Annotated in this window: 11 protein-coding genes and 1 pseudogene; 9 read left to right on the top strand and 3 right to left on the bottom strand. The window is 75.2% G+C overall.

Annotated elements, in window-relative coordinates:
- Window positions 1–35 precede the first annotated feature (35 nt).
- Window positions 36–551 carry a winged helix-turn-helix transcriptional regulator gene (locus LG943_RS06565; RefSeq protein WP_270071287.1) on the bottom strand — a complete coding sequence of 172 codons (516 nt, stop codon included), beginning with the start codon at window positions 549–551 and terminating at the stop codon, window positions 36–38.
- A gap of 94 nt (window positions 552–645) precedes the next feature.
- On the opposite strand from LG943_RS06565, the gene LG943_RS06560 reads away from it, so the two are divergent.
- Window positions 646–2,058: an MFS transporter gene (locus tag LG943_RS06560; RefSeq protein ID WP_270071286.1), complete on the top strand. Its 1,413-nt coding sequence runs from the start codon at window positions 646–648 to the stop codon at window positions 2,056–2,058.
- Window positions 2,059–2,106: 48 nt separating this feature from the next.
- Here LG943_RS06560 and lepA read toward each other — a convergent pair whose 3' ends face one another.
- Complete coding sequence (gene lepA, locus LG943_RS06555) at window positions 2,107–3,948, bottom strand: translation elongation factor 4 (protein ID WP_270071285.1); 1,842 nt, start codon at window positions 3,946–3,948, stop codon at window positions 2,107–2,109.
- Window positions 3,949–4,137: 189 nt separating this feature from the next.
- Between lepA and LG943_RS06550 the strand changes: the two genes are divergently transcribed.
- From LG943_RS06550 to LG943_RS06540, 3 genes are all read left to right on the top strand, one after another.
- A complete protein-coding gene (locus LG943_RS06550; protein WP_270071284.1) occupies window positions 4,138–5,145 on the top strand; it encodes a glycosyl hydrolase family 18 protein in 1,008 nt (335 codons plus the stop codon).
- 195 nt (window positions 5,146–5,340) lie between these two features.
- Entirely contained in the window at window positions 5,341–5,610 is a 270-nt protein-coding gene (gene rpsT / locus LG943_RS06545) for a 30S ribosomal protein S20 (RefSeq protein ID WP_270071283.1), read from the top strand.
- Between the two features lie 150 nt (window positions 5,611–5,760).
- Complete coding sequence (locus tag LG943_RS06540; protein ID WP_270071282.1) at window positions 5,761–6,777, top strand: phosphotransferase family protein; 1,017 nt, start codon at window positions 5,761–5,763, stop codon at window positions 6,775–6,777.
- A 46-nt stretch (window positions 6,778–6,823) separates the two neighbouring features.
- Here the strand turns inward: LG943_RS06540 and LG943_RS06535 are convergent, their stop codons facing one another.
- Entirely contained in the window at window positions 6,824–7,450 is a 627-nt protein-coding gene (locus tag LG943_RS06535; RefSeq protein WP_270071281.1) for a TetR/AcrR family transcriptional regulator, read from the bottom strand.
- Window positions 7,451–7,614: 164 nt separating this feature from the next.
- Between LG943_RS06535 and LG943_RS06530 the strand changes: the two genes are divergently transcribed.
- The 5 genes and pseudogenes from LG943_RS06530 to LG943_RS06510 all read left to right on the top strand — a co-directional run bounded on the left by LG943_RS06530 (window position 7,615) and on the right by LG943_RS06510 (window position 15,725).
- The gene (locus LG943_RS06530; protein ID WP_270071280.1) at window positions 7,615–8,757 is read left to right on the top strand and encodes a hypothetical protein; all 1,143 of its coding nucleotides are present in this window, start codon (window positions 7,615–7,617) and stop codon (window positions 8,755–8,757) included.
- A 1,496-nt stretch (window positions 8,758–10,253) separates the two neighbouring features.
- Window positions 10,254–11,228 carry a ComEA family DNA-binding protein gene (locus LG943_RS06525; protein WP_270071279.1) on the top strand — a complete coding sequence of 325 codons (975 nt, stop codon included), beginning with the start codon at window positions 10,254–10,256 and terminating at the stop codon, window positions 11,226–11,228.
- Between the two features lie 115 nt (window positions 11,229–11,343).
- Window positions 11,344–13,455 (top strand): annotated as a pseudogene (locus LG943_RS06520) (ComEC/Rec2 family competence protein); the annotation flags it as partial.
- 634 nt (window positions 13,456–14,089) lie between these two features.
- Entirely contained in the window at window positions 14,090–15,061 is a 972-nt protein-coding gene (holA, locus tag LG943_RS06515) for a DNA polymerase III subunit delta (RefSeq protein WP_270071278.1), read from the top strand.
- A gap of 70 nt (window positions 15,062–15,131) precedes the next feature.
- Window positions 15,132–15,725, top strand: coding sequence for a TetR/AcrR family transcriptional regulator (locus LG943_RS06510; RefSeq protein ID WP_270071277.1), 594 nt, complete (start codon window positions 15,132–15,134; stop codon window positions 15,723–15,725).
- The last annotated feature ends 53 nt before the right edge of the window (window positions 15,726–15,778 follow it).

Genomic DNA, 15,778 nt, shown 5'->3' with positions numbered 1-15,778 from the left:
CACCGGCGGGCCGGCTCGCCTCCCGGCGGCGGCCCTCAGTCGGCCAGCGGGGTGAGCAGGCGGCGCGGGACGGTGAGGCGGCGGCTGACCCGGTTGTCCCGGGCGGGGGCGGCCGGGCCGTCGTCCATCACCACGTCGGGTGCGGGGACCGCCGTGCGGCACCGCGGGCAGAAGCCGTGGGCGTCCAGGCCGGTGCCGCAGGCGGCGTGGCGGAAGACCCGGCGCGGCCCGCCCGCCGACAGGTGGGCCTCGCCCCACTGGGACATGGCGTAGAGCACCGGCCACAGGCTCACCCCCAGGTCGGTGAGGACGTACTCGTCGCGCGGGGGCTGCTCGGAGTAGCGGCGCCGGGCCAGGATGCCGTTGTCGACCAGGGTGCGCAGCCGGTCGGTGAGCACGGCGCGGGGGACCCCCAGGTGCTCGGCGAAGTCGGCGAAGCGGCGGACGCCGAAGAACGCGTCGCGCAGGATCAGCACCGTCCAGCGCTCCCCGATCAGCTCCAGCACGCGGGCGATGGAGCAGTTCTGGTCGGCGTAGTCCTTGGGCAGCACGCCCCCACCCTACCCAAGGTTCGGTGAATGAACCAACGATGCTAGGCTTCGCCGCGTTCCATCGGTTCAATCAATGAACTTACCGGGAGACGTGGTGTCCGAGACCGCTCCGCCCCACCCCGCGGCGGCCGCCCCGCCGGCGCCCTCGCGGGCCGAGGCCGCGCGCGCCCTGGCCGTGGCCTGCCTGGGCACGCTGCTGATCATGCTCTGCTACCCCATGCCCATGCTCAACCTGGCCGAACTGGCGGGCGACCTGGACGCCGGGCCCAGCGCCACCACCTGGCTGATCAGCGCGATCAGCCTCGGCCTGGGCGTGGCGCTGCTGCCGGCCGGCTCGCTGGCCGACAACCGCGGCCGCAAGGCCGTGTTCACCGGCGGCATGGTCCTCGTCGCCGCCGGGACGCTGGCCGACGGCCTGGCCACCGGCGCGGGCGCCTTCATCGCCGGCCGGGTGGTGCAGGGCGTGGGCGGGGCCGCGGTGCTGGCCACGGCGCTGGCCATCGTCGCCCACGCCAGCCCCACCCCGCGCGAGCGGGTGCGCGGGGCCGCCGCGTGGGGCGCGGCGATGAGCTGCGGCCTCGCGCTGGGCCCCGTGGTCGTGGGGGTCAACGACCTCGTGGCGCCCTGGCGGGCCGCCTACCTGGTGATCGCCGTCGCCGCGGCGGCCGTGGCCGTGCTCGGCGCGGTGTGGCTGACCGAGTCGCGCTCGGCCCACCCGCGCCCGCTGGACCTGCCCGGCGCGGTGCTGGCCATGGCCGCCACCGGATCGCTGATGGCGCTGCTGTCGCTGCGCGGCGCCTCGTGGACCACGGCGCTGCCGCTGGTGCTGGCCGCCGTGGCGGTGGTGGGCGCGGTGCTGTTCGTGCTGGCCGAACTCCGCTCGGCGCACCCGCTGCTGCCGCTGGACCTGTTCCGCCGCCCCCCGTTCCTCGCCTCGGTGTCGGCCGCCGGGATCACCGGGTTCGCCTCCGTGGGGCTGCTCAGCTACACCCCCGCCGTCATGCAGGGCGTGCTGGGCCTGGGCGTGCTGGAGACGGCGCTGTACTACCTGGCGTGGTCGGGTACCTCGGCGGTCGTGGCGGTGGCCACGCCCCCACTGTTGGGCGGGGTGGCGCCGGCGCGCCAGGTCGCCGTGAGCCTGGTGATGTGCGCCGTGGGCCAGGGCCTGCTGGTGCTGCTGGCCCCGGGCGCCTCTCCCCTGTGGGTGCTGCCGGGCCTGGTGGTGGCCGGTGTCGGCACCGGGCTGGGCGGGCCCAACCTGGGCCGGCTGGCCGTGGAGACCGCGCCCGAGGGCCGCAGCGCGCTGGGGTCGGGGGTCTCCAACACCGCTCGCTACCTCGGCAGCACCGCCGGCCTGCCGCTGACGATCGTGGTGGTGGGGCTGGGCGGCACCGGGCCGGCGGGCATGGCCGCCGGGCTGCACTACGCGGTCCGGGGCAGCGCGGTGCTGGCGGTGGCCGGCGCCGCGCTGGTGGCCGGACTGGCCGGGCGGCGCGCCGCCGCGTGAGGAGCGGGGCCGCCGCGCCGGGCCACCGTCCGCCCGGCGCGGCGGCCCTCAGCGCTTCTTGGCGTCCTTGTCGGAGGAGTCGTCGGTGGACAGCGCCGAAATGAACGCCTCCTGGGGGACCTCGACCCGGCCCACCATCTTCATCCGCTTCTTGCCCTCCTTCTGCTTCTCCAGCAGCTTGCGCTTGCGGCTGATGTCGCCGCCGTAGCACTTGGAGAGCACGTCCTTGCGGATGGCGCGGATGTTCTCGCGGGCGATCACCCGCGAACCGATGGCGGCCTGCACCGGGACCTCGAACTGCTGGCGCGGGATCAGCTCGCGCAGCTTCTTGGTCATCTCCACGCCGTAGGAGTACGCCTTGTCGCGGTGCACGATCGCCGAGAACGCGTCGACGGTCTCGCCCTGGAGCAGGATGTCGACCTTGACGAGGTCGGCGGCCTGCTCGCCGGAGGGCTCGTAGTCCAGCGAGGCGTACCCCTTGGTGCGCGACTTGAGCTGGTCGAAGAAGTCGAAGACGATCTCGGCCAGCGGCAGGGTGTAGCGCATCTCCACGCGGTCCTCGGACAGGTAGTCCATGCCCTGGAGCGAGCCGCGCCGCGCCTGGCACAGCTCCATGATCTGGCCGACGTAGTCGGCGGGGGCCAGCAGCGTGCCCTTGACGACCGGTTCGTGGACCTCGGCGATCTTGCCCTCGGGGAACTCGCTGGGGTTGGTCACCCGGTGCTCGGTGTTGTCCTCCATGACCACGCGGTAGACCACGTTGGGCGCGGTGGAGATCAGGTCGAGGTCGAACTCGCGCTCCAGGCGGGCGCGGGTGATCTCCAGGTGCAGCAGGCCCAGGAACCCGCAGCGGAACCCGAACCCCAGCGCGGCGGAGGTCTCGGGCTCGAACACCAGGGCGGCGTCGTTGAGCTGGAGCTTCTCCAGGGCGTCGCGCAGCACCGGGTAGTCGGTGCCCTCGATCGGGTAGAGCCCGGAGAACACCATCGGCTTGGGGTCCTGGTAGCCCGGCAGCATGTCGGAGGCGGTGCGCCCGGCCGAGGTGATGGTGTCGCCGACCTTGGACTGGCGGACGTCCTTGACGCCGGTGATGATGTAGCCGACCTCGCCCACGCCCAGGCCCTCGACCTTGGTGGGCTCGGGCGAGATGACCCCGACCTCCAGCATCTCGTGGGTGGCGCGGGTGGACATCATCTGGATGCGCTCGCGGGTGTCGAGCCGGCCGTCGACCACCCGGACGTAGGTGACCACGCCCCGGTAGGTGTCGTAGACGGAGTCGAAGATCAGCGCTCGGGCGGGGGAGTCGGCGTCGCCCTGGGGCGGGGGCACCTGCCGCACGATCTCGTTGAGCAGCTCCTCGACACCGTGGCCGGTCTTGGCGCTGACCTTGAGCACGTCGGAGGGCTCGCAGCCGATGATCCCGGCCAGCTCGGCGGCGTACTTCTCGGGCTGGGCGGCCGGCAGGTCGATCTTGTTGAGCACCGGGATGATGGCGAGGTCGTGCTCCAGCGCCATGTAGAGGTTGGCCAGGGTCTGGGCCTCGATGCCCTGGGCGGCGTCCACGAGCAGGATCGCGCCCTCGCAGGCGGCCAGGGAGCGCGACACCTCGTAGCTGAAGTCGACGTGTCCGGGGGTGTCGATGAGGTTGAGGACGTAGGTGACGTCGTCCAGGGCGGTGTAGGGCAGCCGCACCGCCTGGGACTTGATGGTGATGCCGCGCTCGCGCTCGATGTCCATGCGGTCGAGGTACTGGGCGCGCATCTGGCGGTCCTCGACCACCCCGGTCAACTGGAGCATCCGGTCGGCCAGCGTCGACTTGCCATGGTCGATGTGCGCGATGATGCAGAAGTTGCGGATCAGCGCGGGGTCGGTCCGGTTCGGCTGTGGCACCGTGCTCCTAGCTCGCGGGGAAAGGCCGGCAAGGCGTTGACGCCGGCCGCGGCGGCGCGGCCAGGCGTGGGGGTGCCGCCATGATCCCACTCCTGCCGTGGGCGCCCGGTCGCGCCGGTGCGCGGGTGCGGGCGGCGGGCACAATGGGTCCGGCGGCAGTATCAGGTTATGTGAGATCGGGAGACGCTCGTGAAGTGGTTCATCCAGCGGGTGCTCGCGGCGGTGGCGGCCGTGGCGGTGGTGGGCGCCGGCGGCGCGGTGGTGCTCCGCATGCAGTACTCCGGCGAACCCGAGGCGTGGGCGGTCTCCGACGGCACCAACGCGCTGTGGATGGGCCACGCCTGGGTTGACGGCCGCAAGGGCGCCGAGGAGCTGGCCGACCTGGCGCCGCGCATCACCCGGGGCGGCATCCGCGACGTCTACGTCCACGTCGGCCCGCTGGACTACGACGGCCGGCTCGACCCCGCCAAGCACCCGGAGCTTGAGGCGTTCCTGGACCTGATGGAGGAGCGCCTGCCCGAGGTGCGGGTGTCGGCGTGGGTGGGCCAGCGCGTCGAGGAGGGGGAGCTGGACCTGCTGGACGACGCCACGCGGGCGCGGGTGGTCGAGGCGGCCGACGCGATGGTGGCGGCCGGGTTCGACGGCGTGCACTACAACTTCGAGCCGGTGCCCAACAACGACCCGGGGCTGATCTCGCTGCTGGAGGAGACCCGCGAGGCACTGCCCGAGGACGCGCTGCTGTCCAGCTCGGTGCCCAAGATCGAGCCGCTGGGCGGGCTGGCCTTCACGCTGGGGCTGTTCTTGAGCAAGGACCCGTTCTGGTCGAGCGGGTACCTGGAGCGGGTGGCCGAGCACCTGGACCAGGTGGCGGTGATGGCGTATGACACCGGCATGCCCACCGAGGGGCTGTACGGGGGGATGGTGGCGCGCCAGACCCGCCTGGCGCTGGACGCGGTGCCCGAGGACGTCCACCTGCTGATGGGGGTGCCCGCCTACCCCGACGACCACTCCACCCGCAACCCCGAGGCCGAGACCACCCGCACCTCGGTCGAGGCGATCCGCATCGGGCTGTCGGACGCGGCGGAGCGGCGCGAGCGGTTCGGCACCGCGGTCTACGTCGACTTCACCGCCACCGACGAGCAGTGGCGCTCCTACCTGGAGGGCTGGGCGCGGCCCCAGGACGCCGACGCGGGGTAGCGGCGGCCCGAGCACTCGGGGCGGCGGGGCATAATGGATAGTCCCGTGTCTCGGACGTTCCACGTTCGGTTTTGAGCCCTTCGGACTCACACACCTGGCGTCGGCGGGCGAGGACCGGCCCCACCCGCGGAGCGGCTGCCCGCGGCGGGCCCCTGCCACCGGCGCGCAAGCGAAGTTACTGGAGCACGTTTTCGCATGGCGAACATCAAGTCGCAGAAGAAGCGCATCAAGCAGAACGAGCGTCGGCGCCTGCGCAACCAGTCGGTGCGCTCGTCGCTGAAGACGGCCGTCCGCAAGTTCCGCGAGGCTGCCGAGGCCGGGGACGTCGAGCAGGCCGCCACCCTGCAACGCGCCGCCGCGCGCCAGTTGGACGTCGCCGCGAGCAAGGGCGTCATCCACAAGAACCAGGCCGCCAACCGCAAGAGCGCCATCGCCAAGCGGCTGGACGCGTTGCAGAAGGCCTGACACCCGGCCAAGGGCAGCACCACGGGCGACGTCTGCCCGGGGCACGCGCCGGGCGGAGCCGCCCCCCGCGCTGCGGGGGGCGGCTCCGCTGTTTCCACAGGGCGAATATCCGTTCCGCCTCCGCCGCGCGGGAACACTAGCGTGGGTCGGGTGGACTTCACCGATGTACGCCTTCGGCTGTGGGAGGACCCCGCCCTCCGCGAGGAACTGCTGTCCTGGGTGCGCGACCGCCTCGCCGAGCGCGGCGCGCGGCTGCTGGCCGACCCCCCGCGGGTGCGCATGCGCCCGTGGTCGACCACCGCGCGCTTCGCCTCCACCCTCGGCCCGGTGTGGTTCAAGGCCAACGCGCCCGGCGGCGAGTTCGAGGCCGCCCTCCACGGCGCCCTGCACGCCTGGGTGCCCGGCCGGGTGGTGCCGCCGCTGGCCGTGGACGTCACCCGCGGCTGGACCCTGATGCCTGATGCCGGGCCCGCGCTGCGCGAACAGACCGCCCCCGACGACTTCACGGTCTGGGAGGCCATGCTCGGTGCCTACGCCGAACTCCAGCGCCGCCTGGTGCCCCGGGTGCGCGACCTCCTGGCGCTGGAGGTCCCCGACCTGCGGCCCACGGCTCTGGGCCGGTGGCTGGACCACTTCCTGGCCGACCCCGACACCGCCGACGCCCTGGGTGACGGCCTCGACCTGCTGCTGCGCAACCGGTCGGTCTTCGACGCCGACTGCAAGGCGCTCGACGACACCGGCATCCCGGCGTCGCTGGACCACGTCGACCTCCACCTGGGCAACGTGTTCGTGCTGGAGGGCGGCTACCGCTTCGCCGACTGGGGCGACTCCGTGGTCGCCCACCCCATGGCCAGCCTGATGGTGCCGCTGTCGATCGCCCGCGACCACTTCAACGCCGACGCCCGCACCCGCCGGCGCCTGCGCGACGCCTTCCTGGAGCCGTGGACGGCACTGCGCCCGGCGGCCGACCTCCGCGCGGCCGTCCCCCGCGCCACCCGCCTGGCCGCCCTCAGCCGCTGCCTGGCCTGGGCCCGGACCTTCCCCGAAACCCGCGCCCCCCTGTCGCGCCACCGAGCCACCGAAACCGCCCGCCTGTTGCGCGGCCTTCTCGCCGAGGCCCCTCACGACACGGAGACCGACCTGGGCGGCCCGCCACCGACCGGGTAAGCCGGGTCAGCCGGGACGGACGCAGCGGACAGGGCGCGCCAGCCACTCACCCACCGCCGGACGTTCCGGCCCCGGCCTCGGCCCGCAGGAAGCGGCGCACGATCAGGTGCAGCGTGGGCAACTGCTCGGCCGGTACGAACGCGGGGTCGGTGGCGGCGCTGGTGTAGAGCGCGCCGATCAGCGTCTGGATCCAGGTGGCGGTGTTGCGCGGGTCCAGCCCCGGGTCGACCTGGCCGGCCGCCACCGCCCGCGTCAGCAGGTCGGTGAGCGCGGCGTGCTCCTCGTCGTTGTCGGCGCCGAGGCTCTCGGCCAGTTCGGGGTCCCGGTAGGCCATGACCATCGCCTCCATGACCAGCGGGGGCGACAGCGGGTCCAGGGCGGCCTCGGCGAGCAGGTCGACGGTGTCGAACAGCGCCGCCAGCGGGTCGGCGGCGGTGCGCGCGGCCGCCAGGCGCCCGCTCCTGTCGCCGCCGTCGTCGTCGGTCAGAACGGCCGCGAAGATGGCGCGCTTGCTCGGGAAGTAGTGGAAGAGGTTGCCCGGGCTCATCCCGGCCGCCCGGCAGATCTCGGCGGTGGTGGTGCGCTCGAACCCCTTTTCCGCGAAGAGCCGGGCGGCGGCGCCCAGGATCTGGCGGCGGCGCTCCCGGTGCTTGGCGGGATCGACTGTCCTCACGCGGTTTCCCTTCCCGGCCGGTGGTCGGCGACCGCTTGCGGCCATTAATAGACCGATCGCTCGGTCTATGATTATGCCACGGGCGGCTTGCCGCGAGCGCGGGCGCCCGCCCGCCGACCGCGCCCGCCACCCGGGCCGGTTCCGCCGACTCGCCGGGAGAGCCCATGACGCCCGATTCCGCACCGCCCCAGAGCCGCCCGCGCGGCTGGGGCCGCCTGGTTCCCGTCGTCGGGCTCCTGCTGCTGTCGCCGGTCTGCGCGGAGTACCTGATCGGCTACGACGCCTCGATCGGCAGTCCCCTGGCGATGCTGGCGGGGCTGCTCGTCCTCGCGCCGCTGTACGGCGCCGTGGCCGTCCTCATCCGCGAGGCGACGCGGCGCACCGGGCGGGGGTGGCCGACCGTGCTGCTGCTGAGCACGGCGTTCGGGCTGGTGCAGGCAGGGCTGATCGACCAGAGCCTGTTCGCCCTGGAGTTCGACAGCGGCGACCCCGACTGGGCGAACGAGCAGCCGCCCACGGTCATCCCGGGGTTGGAGATCGACGCCCGCCACCTGCTGAACTGGGTGGGCGGCCACGTGATCTGGAGCTTCGCCGCACCGATCGCCGTGGTCGAGACGTGCACCCCGCGCCGCGCCGACCGCCCGTGGCTCGGCCCGGTCGGTCTGGCCGTGATGGCCCTGCTCTACCTGGGCGCCGCCGCCCTGATCGCGAGCGACGTCTACGCCACCGACCGCGCCGCCGCCCCGGTGGAACTCCTGGCCACGGCGGCGGTCGTGCTGACCCTGGTCGCCGCCGCCTTCCTCATCCCCCGCCCCCGGACGACGACCGCACCCCGGGCGCGGGCGGAGTCGACGGAGACGGCCCAGACCGAGGCGGCGCCGGCGGAGACGGCCCAGGCCGGTCGAGGGAAAGCGCCGGGCCGCGCCCCCTCCCCGTGGGCGTTCGGCGTCGCGGCGTGGCTGATCCTGCTGGCCGAGCAGAGCCTGCCGACGACATGGACCTGGTCGGCCGTTGCGGCCGACGTCGCCCTCCTGGCGCTCCTCGGCGCCCTCGTCCTGTGGGGCTCACGCCGCCCCGGCTGGTCCCGAGCCCACACCCTGGCTGTGGCCGGCGGCGCCCTCCTGGTCCGCGCGGGCCTGTCCTTCCTGGTCGAACCCCTCGGCGAGCCCGACTACACCCTGAAGTACGTCTCGAACACGGCCATCACCCTGGGGGTAACCCTCCTCCTCGCCTGGGCCGCCCACCGCCTCCCCCGCACCACCCCGCCCCCTCCTCACGCGGAGACAACGGCTCGCAACCGGGTGTAGCGGCTGACAACCGCAACGGGCGCCCCGGGACGGGCGGGGAACAGGCGATCAGCAGACCGCCGGGCGCATGGTGAGGGGTGGCGGTGTCTCGGTTCGGCGGCCGTGTGCTGGGGTTCGCGGTGGCTGAGGCGGTTCGGACGGCCGGTTATCCACAGGCGGGGAATTCGGGCGGCGGGGGTGGGGGCGGGGTTTCTAGCTTCTTAGACATGACACCGGCACCCCGCATCCGTCGTCCGTCTGCTCCTCGCTTCGATCCCGAGGCCACCGCTGCAACCCTTCGGCTGTTGCGTGCTCTCTCCACGGAGAGCACCCGCGCCCCCGATCCACCGCCCGCTTCGCCCGAACCACCCCCGCACGGTTCCGCCCCGGCATCGCCTCCGAGCCCGGTGCCGCCGCCCGCCACCGGTGCGGACGCGGCGCCTCCCCCGCCGTACGCGGGACCGCCCGGGACCGCCCCGCGAACCCAGCGCCTGCGGGCCGCCGCCGGCCTCCGGGGCGGACACCGGTCCGGCGCCGCCGGGTCCGGCGGCCCTGTCCTTGGCCAGGAGCGGGGTGCCGCCCCTGCCATCCCCGCAGTGCCCAGCCTCCCCGGGCACGGCCTGGTCGGCGACACCGCCGGGGACACCGCGGCATCCCTGGCCGCCTCCGGTCCCCCGCCCGCGCCGTCCGTTTTGGACCTGGTGCCGAGCCCGCCCTATGCCACCCCGGTCCCCGACCAGGCCGCGCTCCAAGGGCGCCATGCCGACGCCCGCCCGCCCACCGCCCGCGATCCGCACGCGCCCCCGCCTCTTCCGGCCGCCTCCGAAGAGCACGGCCCCGACCGTGGTTCCACGCCCGGCACCGCCGCGTCCGCCCACCGGGACGGCCATCACGAGCGTTCAGCGGCCGCCCGCACCCCTCTGACGGGCGCGCCCAGCCTCGCCGAGCGGCGGCGGGCGTTCCACGTCCGACAGGCAGCCGCCCTGGCGCGCTCCCAGGCCGACGCCGCCGCACCGGGCGGGCGGGGCGCGGGCACGCCCACGTCCCACCTCCCGTCCATCGATCCGGCTGCGCCGCGCTCCGGACCCGAAGGACCCGGGCAGCGCAGCGCCAACCGGCCGGTGGAGGGCCGTGCCCGCCCCTCCACCGCGTCGGCACGGCACCGCCGTACCGACAGCCTGCCCTCCCCCCGAAAGAACCGGGCGGCAGCCGCATCACGCCGGAACGACCAGGAGGCCGCCATCCGCCTGGAGGACGCGGCGGAGACCACCCGGCGGGGGAACCGGGTGCCCGCCGCACCGCGCCGGAACGGCCAGGAGGCCACCGTCCGCCCGGGGGACGCGGCGACCACCCGGCGAGAAGGCCGCGCCACGCGCTCCCGCCGCGAGGACGCGGCGGCCACTCGGCGGGTGCGCGACCGATCCGCTGGGCCGTCTTCGGCCGCCGATTCCGGTGCCGGTTGCGGTTCCGGTCGCCAGGGCAATGGCGGCCCCTCGGCCTCCCTACTCGATGAATCCGTGTCCGTGGCCGCAGACCGCACCGAGACGTGGAGCACCCCTCCTCCCGGCTTCGACGGCGACGTCGTCGGTACCGCCCGGTGGGGCGGGCAGGACCCGGCCCGGTACCGTGCGAAGCCCGGTGCCGAGGGCTCCTCAGACGAGGACGGAACGCGCTCCGATGACCTCGCCCGCCGATGGGCGACCGCGCCGCCCCGGGGATACGTCGAGGTGGAGCCCGACCTCGTGCGCCCGTCCCGGTGGGCGGCCCTGATCGAGCGGTTCGCTCCCCGGCTGGCCGACCAGCCCCCACTCGGATCCTCCGGGCTGCTGGTCCTGGTCTGCGTGTGCGTCGTCGCGGTGGGGGTCACCGGCTGGTTCCTGCTCCAGTCCCGGCCCGCGCCCGATGCCGAAGCCATGCCCCGGCTGGAGGCGGGAGCGTCCCCGGTCGCGGCGTCCGCCGACGGCCGCCCCGGGCCGGTGCCCTCGGCCGCCGCGCCCTCGCCTCCCTCCGGCAAGGTCACCGTCCACGTCGGCGGCGACGTGGCCGCCCCCGGCGTCTACACCCTCCCCTCCGGGGCGCGGGTGGCCGACGCCATCGAGAAGGCGGGCGGCACCGCCGAAGGCGCCGACACCGGGACGCTGAACCTCGCGCGCGTCCTGGTCGACGGCGAGCAACTGCTCGTCGGCGAGACACCCGCCCCCGTGCCGCCGGTGCCCGGGGCCTCGGCCGCGCCCGCGCCGGGAGCGGGCGGCGCGCCCGGTGGCGTGCCGGGCGCCGCGACCGGCCCGATCGACCTCAACACCGCCACGGCCGACCAACTCCAGCAGCTCCCCGGTGTCGGCCCGGTCCTGGCCGAGCGCATCATCGCCTTCCGCACCCAGAACGGCGGCTTCACCGCCGTCGAGCAACTCCAGGACGTCAGCGGCATCGGCGAGAAGCGCTACGCCGAACTCAGCCCGCTGGTGCAGGTCGCCGGGACAGGGGCGGGCTGATGGCCGTGCCCGCGCCTTCCTCGCCGACTCCGCCCGCCCGGCTGACGGCTTTGCCTGCCCGGCCAACGGTTCCGCCGGGCGCGTGCCGCCGCCACGCGCCCGGCGGTGGGCCGTGATGTACCTGGGCACCGACTCCCCCGGCGGTGCCGAACCTCCCGACCTGCGGCTGGCGCTCCCGGCGCTGGCGACCTGGGCGTGCGCGGCCGTCCTGCTCGGCGGTACGGCACACGCGGCCTGCGCGGTGGCCGCCGCGCTGGCGGTGGTCGCCGTGGGTGTGTGGGCGCTGGGCCGCCGGGAGCGGTTTCCGCGACTGCCGATCGCCGCCGTCGCGGTGTGCATGGCGGCGGGCGCGCTCGCCACCGCCGGCCGGTTGGCGGCGGTGGAGTCCAGTCCGATCACCCACCTGGCCAGCGAGGAGGCGTCGGCGACCCTCGACCTCGTCATCACCGACGACCCCCGCCCCCGCGCCGACCCGCCGGCCCCCGGCCGCCCCCGCCTCATCATCGAGGCCCGCGCCGAAGCCGTCCTCCCGGACGCCGCCGTGCCCGCCGACACCCCCACGCGTCGAGGGGGCACGGCGGCCACCGCGCACACGGCCCACCCAGTCCGCACGGCCGACGCCAGCCCCGCCGCCGACCCGACGAACGTCCCCACCCCGGCCAACGCGGAAGGGACGGCGGGCACCGCGGGCACGGCGGTCTTCGGCTCGCCCGATGCCTCACCGGCCGCCGAGGCGGGGGCGGTCCGTACCCGGGTTCCCGTTGTCGTGCTCACGTCCGGCGCGGAATGGCGGGACCTGCTGCCCAGTCAGCGGGTCCGTGCCGAAGGCACCGTCCTGCCCGCCGAGGGCGACCCCCTCGTCGGGGGCTTGTTCGTGGTGCGCGGGCCGCCCGAGCACGTCGGTGCGCCCTCGTCCGCTCAGGAGTGGGCCGGGCACACGCGGGCCCGGCTGCGGACGGCCGCCTCGGGGCTGCCCGCACCGGCCAACGGCCTGCTGCCCGCCCTGGTCGTCGGTGACACCAGCCGCGTCCCGCCCGAGACCGCCACCGCGTTCCGCGACAGCGGCATGACCCACCTGCTGACCGTCAGCGGTTCCAACCTGGCCATCATGACCGGGGCCGCCCTGGGCGCCATGCGGTGGCTCGGCCGCACCGGCGTGCCCGCCGCCGCTGTCGGCGCCGCCACCATCGCGGTGTTCGTGCTGGTGGCCCGGCCCGAGCCGAGCGTGCTGCGGGCGGCGTTCATGGCCGCGATCGCGCTGCTGGCGGTCGCGCTGGGCCGACGGCGCATGGGGGTCGCCGCCCTCGCGGCCGCCACCCTCGGGCTGCTGCTGTTCGAGCCCGGGCTGGCCCGCTCCTTCGGCTTCGCGCTGTCGGTACTGGCGACCGCCGGCATCCTGGTGCTCGCCCCGCGCTGGCGCGATTCCTGGTCGGCGCGCCTGCCGACCTGGCTGGCCGAGGCGGTGGCGGTGGCCCTCGCCGCCCACGTGGCGTGCCTGCCGCTGCTGGCCGTGCTCACCGCCGAGGTGAGCTGGGTGGCCGTGCCCGCCAACCTCCTGGCGGCCCCGGCGGTGCCCCTCGCCACCGTCGGCGGGTTCGCGGTGGCGGCTTTGGCGCTGGTCTGGCCCACGGCGGCAGCCGCCGTGGTGTGGCTGCCGGGCACGGCCGTGCTGTGGATCGGGACGGTGGCCGCGACCGCCGCCCGGCTGCCCGGGCGGGCGCTGCCCTGGCCCGCCACCGCGCTGGGCGCGGTGCTGCTGGCCCTGCTGCTCGCCGCCGTGCTGGCCCTGCGCGGCCGCACCGCCCGCGTCGTCGGCGCGGCCGGTCTCGCGGCGGCGCTCACCGCGCTCGTGCTGACCTGGGTGGCGCCGGGCTGGCCCCCGGCGGGCTGGGCGCTGGTGGCGTGCCGGATCGGCCAGGGCGACGCCCTGGTCCTCACGGCCGAGGGTCGGGGCCGCGCGGTCGTCGTGGACACCGGACCCGACCCGGCGGCGGTCGACTCCTGCCTGTCCGACCTGCGCGTCAGCGAGGTCGCGCTGCTGGTGCTGACCCACGGCGACCTCGACCACGTCGGCGGGACGCGCGGCGCCGTCGAGGGCCGCCGGGTGCGCGCCGCCCTGCTGCCGCCCGCGTTCGACCACCCCGCGACCCTGCGCACCCTGCGGTCCGCCGACATCCCCGTGCACGTCGGCACCGCCGGGCAGCGCTGGCGGGTCGCGCCGTGGACGCTGGACGTGCTGTGGCCGCGCGGGGGCGGCGGGGTAGGCGCGGGCGGCAACGACGGCAGCGTCGTCCTGCTCGTCCGGTGGCCGCTGTCCTCGGGCGGGGCCATGACCGCGCTGCTCACCGGCGACATCGAGGAGCCCGCGCAGCGCGCGCTGCTGGGGTCGCACGCCGTACGCGGCGTGGACGTGCTCAAGGTCCCCCACCACGGCGCCGGGTCGCAGGAGCCCGCCTTCATCACGGCCACCCGCCCCGACATCACCCTCATCTCGGTGGGGGCCGACAACCCGTACGGCCATCCGGACCCGGGCACCTGGGGGCTGCTGCGGCGGATGCCCTCGGCCGACTACCGCACCGACCGGCACGGCGACATCGCCGTCGTCCCGGAGCCGCGCGGCGCGGGCGTGCGCCCGTCCGGACCCGCCGTCGTGTGCCGCGACCCGGGGCCGCGTCGAGCGGCCCGCCACCGGCCCCGGCCCCACCTCTTCCCGCTGTCCCGGCCCGTGCTCCTACCTCCGCACCGGGTCCGGCGCCTGCCCACGCACCGGCACCGGTACCGGCACCACTCCCGGCGCCCCTCCCCGCACCGGCACCCGAACTCGGCGACGAACGGTCGGCGGGGCGTGGCATGCTTCAGGTATGTCCTCCGCATCCGCTCCGCCTCCGCTGTCCGTCGTGGTCGGCGACGAGGAGCTTCTGGTCGACCGCGCCGTGGCCGAACTGGTCGCCGCCGCCCGCGCCGAGGAGCCGGGCGTGGACGTGCACGACCTCATGCCCGGACAGGTCACGGCGGGCAAGCTGGTCGAGGTCACCTCGCCCTCGCTGTTCGGCGAGCGGCGTGTGGTGGTGCTGCGGGGCGTCCAGGACCTGGGCAAGGACCTCGCCGCCGAGGTCACCGGCTACCTCACCGCGCCCGTAGACGACGTCATGCTGGTGCTGGTGCACGCGGGCGGCGCCAAGGGCAAGGCGCTGCTCGACGCCGCCGTCAAGGCGGGCGCCGCCCGGATCAACTGTGCCAAGCCCACCAAGTCCGGGGAGCGCCTCCAGTTCCTCAAGGGCGAGTTCTCCCGCGCCGGACGGCAGGTCACCGCCGACGCCGCCCAGGCGCTGCTCGACGCCGTCGGCACCGACCTGCGCGAACTCGCCGCCGCGTGCACCCAGCTCGTGGCCGACACCGAGGGCCGGATCGACGCCGCCGCCGTGGCCCGCTACCACACCGGCAAGGCCGAGGTGACCGGGTTCACCGTCGCCGACCGCACCGTGGAGGGCCGGATCCCCGAGGCCCTGGAGCAGTTGCGGTGGTGCCTGGCCGTCGGCACCGCCCCCGTGCTGATCAACAGCGCCCTGGCCGGTGCGGTGCGCGGCCTGGCCGTGGTGGCGCAGCCGCAGCGCGGGGTGCCCGAGACCGAACTCGCCAAGGCGGCCAAGGTCCCGCCGTGGAAGCTGAAGACGCTGCGCCAGCAGGCGCGCGGCTGGACCCCCAAGGGGGTCGCCCGCGCCATGGCCGTGGTCGCCGAGACCGACGCCCTCATCAAGGGCGCGGGCCGCGATCCGGCCTACGCCCTCGAACGCGCCGTCATCGAGATCGCCGGAGCCCGCAACCAGCGCTGACCCGGGCGCGACGACGTTCCTCCGCAGTCGCCGTTGACAAACCAACGGTTGTGAGTGTGTACTCACATACATGGAAAGCACCGAACCCGCGCGCTCGACCGCCGAAGCCCGCCGCGCCGTGGTGATCGACCGGGCCGTGGCCGTCTTCGCGAAGAACGGGTACCACGCCACCCCGGTGGCCGATGTCGCGGCCGCCGCCGGGATCTCCCAGGCGTACGTCTTCCGCCTGTTCGAGGGGAAGCTGGGCCTGTTCGTCGCGGCGCTGGAGCGGTGCTACGCCCGCATCGAGGACGCCCTGCGCGAGGGCGCCCGCAAGGCGGGCGACGGCGGCTCCCCGGCCGAGGTGCTGGAGGCCATGGGCGACGCCTACGCCGACCTCATCGCCGACCGCGACCTGCTCATGATGCAGGTCCACGCCCAGAGCGTGGCCGACGTCCCCGAGGTGCTGGCGGCCATGCGGCGCGGCTACGCCTCGGTGGTGTCCCTGGCCTACGCCCTCTCGGGCGCCAACCGCGACCAGGTCCAGCACTTCATGGCCATGGGCCAGTTGTGCCACCTGATCGTGGCCATGGACCTCGACTCCGTGGACGAGACCTGGGCGCGCACCCTCACCAAGGGCATGCGCCACGTTCCCGCCCCGCCTCGGGACGCCCCCTCCGCCTGACCCGCCCCGCCCGCCCCCGGGCGCCGGCGCCACCGGACACCCCGCCGGACCGG

It is taken from the genome of Streptomonospora mangrovi, from assembly GCF_027604915.1.
GTDB classification, from domain to species: domain Bacteria; phylum Actinomycetota; class Actinomycetes; order Streptosporangiales; family Streptosporangiaceae; genus Streptomonospora; species Streptomonospora mangrovi.
Note: the sequence above shows the minus strand (reverse complement) of the source record. Positions and strands in the feature narration are given on the sequence as shown.